3 protein-coding genes are annotated in these 3,059 nt (G+C 68.2%); 2 read left to right on the forward strand and 1 reads right to left on the reverse strand.

Annotated elements, in window-relative coordinates:
* Window positions 1-71 precede the first annotated feature (71 nt).
* Window positions 72-1,088 (reverse strand): NADP-dependent oxidoreductase, encoded by a 1,017-nt coding sequence (locus tag G6026_RS15890; RefSeq protein WP_107755482.1) that lies wholly within the window; start codon window positions 1,086-1,088, stop codon window positions 72-74.
* Between the two features lie 66 nt (window positions 1,089-1,154).
* Between G6026_RS15890 and G6026_RS15895 the strand changes: the two genes are divergently transcribed.
* Together G6026_RS15895 and G6026_RS15900 are read left to right on the forward strand one after the other, a co-directional pair.
* The gene (locus tag G6026_RS15895; RefSeq protein ID WP_107755481.1) at window positions 1,155-2,042 is read left to right on the forward strand and encodes an ABC transporter permease; all 888 of its coding nucleotides are present in this window, start codon (window positions 1,155-1,157) and stop codon (window positions 2,040-2,042) included.
* Between the two features lie 12 nt (window positions 2,043-2,054).
* Window positions 2,055-2,873: an ABC transporter ATP-binding protein gene (locus G6026_RS15900; protein WP_182613744.1), complete on the forward strand. Its 819-nt coding sequence runs from the start codon at window positions 2,055-2,057 to the stop codon at window positions 2,871-2,873.
* The last annotated feature ends 186 nt before the right edge of the window (window positions 2,874-3,059 follow it).

Consider the following 3,059-nt stretch of genomic DNA (forward strand, 5'->3'; position numbering starts at 1 on the left):
CGGCTCGGCGAGTCGACGTCATGCGTCCACCCTGCCCCACGGCCGCACCGCGGTCGGGCCGACCCCTCGGATCAGATCTTGACGAGCATCTTCCCGACGTTGGCCCCGCGCATGAGGTCGAGGAACGCGTCGACCGAGTTGTCGATGCCCTCGACGACCGTCTCGTCGAAGACGATCTCGCCCGAGGCCACCCACGGACCGACCTTCTCCGCGAACTCCTTGAACAGGTGCATGTACTTGTTGACGGTGAAACCCTGGAGGGTCAGCCCGCGGGTGATGGCGTGCCAGAGGTTGTCCGGGCCCGGCGAACGCTCGGTGGCGTTGTACGAACTGATCGCCCCGCACAGGGCCAGCCGACCGTCATCGTTCATCAGGTCCAGTGCGGCCTCGAGGTGGTCGCCACCGACGTTGTCGAAGTACACGTCGATACCCTCGCCGTCGGCGCTGCCGAAGTGCTCGCGCAGGAGCGTGCGGACCGGGCCTTCACGGTAGTTGAGCGCGGAGTCGAACCCGTAGTCGCTGATGGCCTTGTCGACCTTCTCCGCGCTCCCGGCCGAACCGACGACCTTCGATGCGCCCATGAGTCGGGCGATCTGACCGACTGCCGACCCCACGGACCCGGCCGCCCCGGAGACGAAGACGGACTCGCCCTCCCGGAAGCGCCCGATGTGCAGCAGGCCCACATACGCGGTGAGGCCCGTGGTCCCGAGGATCCCCAGGTACGCGGAGATCGGGACACCCTCGATCTCCTGAACCACCCGGAACTGTCGGCCGCCGCCCTGCGCGACGTCCCGCCAGCCGAGATCGTGCATCACGACCGACCCGACCGGGTGGGCGTCGGAGCGGGACTCCACCACCCGCCCGACGGCGCCACCGGTCATGGTCTCGTTCAGCTCGAACGGCGGGATGTACGAGCGGCCCTCGTTCATCCGGCCGCGCATGTAGGGGTCCACGGAGAGGAACTCGTTGGCCACGCGCACCTCGCCCTCGGCGAGGTCGGGGAGGTCGACGACGACGGTGCGGAAGTCGTCATGGGTGGGCCAGCCACGCGGGCGGCTGACGAGCTGGATCTGGGTGCTGGTCGTCATGACTCATGTGTACGCGCCCTGTCTGCGGGGCTGCCACCGGCCACACCTCTAGTAGGCTTCGCCTTCGTGCAGGACCAGCCCACTCCCGACCCCGCTTCGGCGACGCTCCCCGACGAGCGCGTCCGCAGCGAGATCGTCAGCGACTCCCAGACCTTCCGCCGGGCCGTGGCCGACCTCCGCCAGGGGCTGGGTCAGCGGGAGTTGTGGCTCTCCCTGGGGTGGCAGGACATCAAGCAGCGCTACCGCCGCTCGACCCTGGGCCCATTGTGGATCACCATCGCCACCGGCGTCATGGCGACCGCTCTGGGGCTGCTGTACTCGATCCTGTTCCAGATCCCGCTGGCCGAGTTCCTCCCCCACGTCACCGTGGGACTGATCCTCTGGGGATTCATCTCCGGCTGCATCAAGGAGGGCTCGGAGGTCTTCATCTCCAACGAGGGCCTGATCAAACAACTGCCGAGCGCGCTGAGCGTCCACGTCTACCGGCTGGTGTGGCGGCAGTTCCTGTTCCTCTGCCACAACCTGGTGATCTGGGTCGTGCTCATGCTGATCTACCCGCGCCCGCTGGGCTGGGACCTGCTACTGGCCGTTCTGGGCCTGGCGGTCCTCATGGTCAACGGCGTCTGGGTGGCCATGCTGTTCGGCATCCTCGCCACCCGATTCCGCGACATCGCGCCGCTCCTGGACTCCCTGGTGCAGCTGCTGTTCTACATGACCCCCATCGTGTGGACCACGCAGACGCTGTACGAACAGGGCGGGGAGATCGCGGACCGGGCTCGCATCGCCGAACTCAACCCGCTCTACCACTACCTGGAGATCGTGCGTGCCCCCATGATCGGCCAACCCGTCGCCGCGTACCACTGGTGGATCGTCCTGGCCTGCACGGCCGTCGGTCTGATCCTCGCCTTTGTCGCGCTGCGCCGGTTCCGCTCCCGAGTCCCGTACTGGGTGTAGGAGGTACATCCCATGAGCCCCGCCACCCCGACCCCCGGCGGCGTGTCCATCGACTGCGTGGACGCGTGCGTGGACTTCCCGATCTTCGACGCCAAGTCCCGCTCCCTGAAGAAGGCCGTCCTCGGCTCCGCCGGCGGCGCGATCGGGCGGAACTCGTCCAACGTCGTCGTCGTCGAGGCCCTGCGAGACATCACGCTGTCCCTCCGGGAAGGTGACCGCATCGGGCTGATCGGACACAACGGTGCCGGCAAGTCCACGCTGCTGCGGCTGCTGTCCGGAATCTACGAACCCACCCGCGGCGCCGCCCGGATCCGGGGACGCGTGGCCCCGGTGTTCGACCTCGGCGTGGGCATGGATCCGGAGATCACCGGATACGAGAACATCATCATCCGCGGCCTGTTCCTGGGCCAGACCCGCAAGCAGATGAAGGCCAAGGTCGAGGAGATCGCCGACTTCACCGAGCTCGGTGACTACCTGGACATGCCGCTGCGCACCTACTCGACCGGGATGCGCGTGCGGTTGGCGATGGGCGTGGTGACCTCGATCGACCCGGAGATCCTGCTGCTCGACGAGGGCATCGGCGCGGTGGACGCCGAGTTCATGAAGAAGGCGCGGATCAAGTTGGCGGACCTGGTCTCCCGGTCCGGCATGCTGGTGTTCGCCTCCCACTCCAACGAGTTCCTGGCCCAGCTGTGCGACTCGGCGATGTGGATCGACCACGGACGCATCCGGCAACGGGGCAGCATCGAGGAGATCGTCACCGCCTACGAGGGCCCCGAGGCCGGGCGGTCCATCGCCGCCTACATGGAGAGGATGGAGCGTGAGGCCTGAGGGCGGCTCCGGCCCGGGTGCGGGCCCCGGCTCGGACCCCGGATCGGGCTCGCGCGCCCGATATGGACCCGAGGGGGCGCGTACTCCCACCGGAAGCGAGCGATCCGGGCGCGCAACCGGGCAGGGGCCGGGCGATTCGCGGCGAGTGGTGGCCGTGGTGGTCACCCACCGACGGCTCGAGCAGCT

Source organism: Dietzia sp. DQ11-38-2 (assembly GCF_014145055.1).
Taxonomy (GTDB): domain Bacteria; phylum Actinomycetota; class Actinomycetes; order Mycobacteriales; family Mycobacteriaceae; genus Dietzia.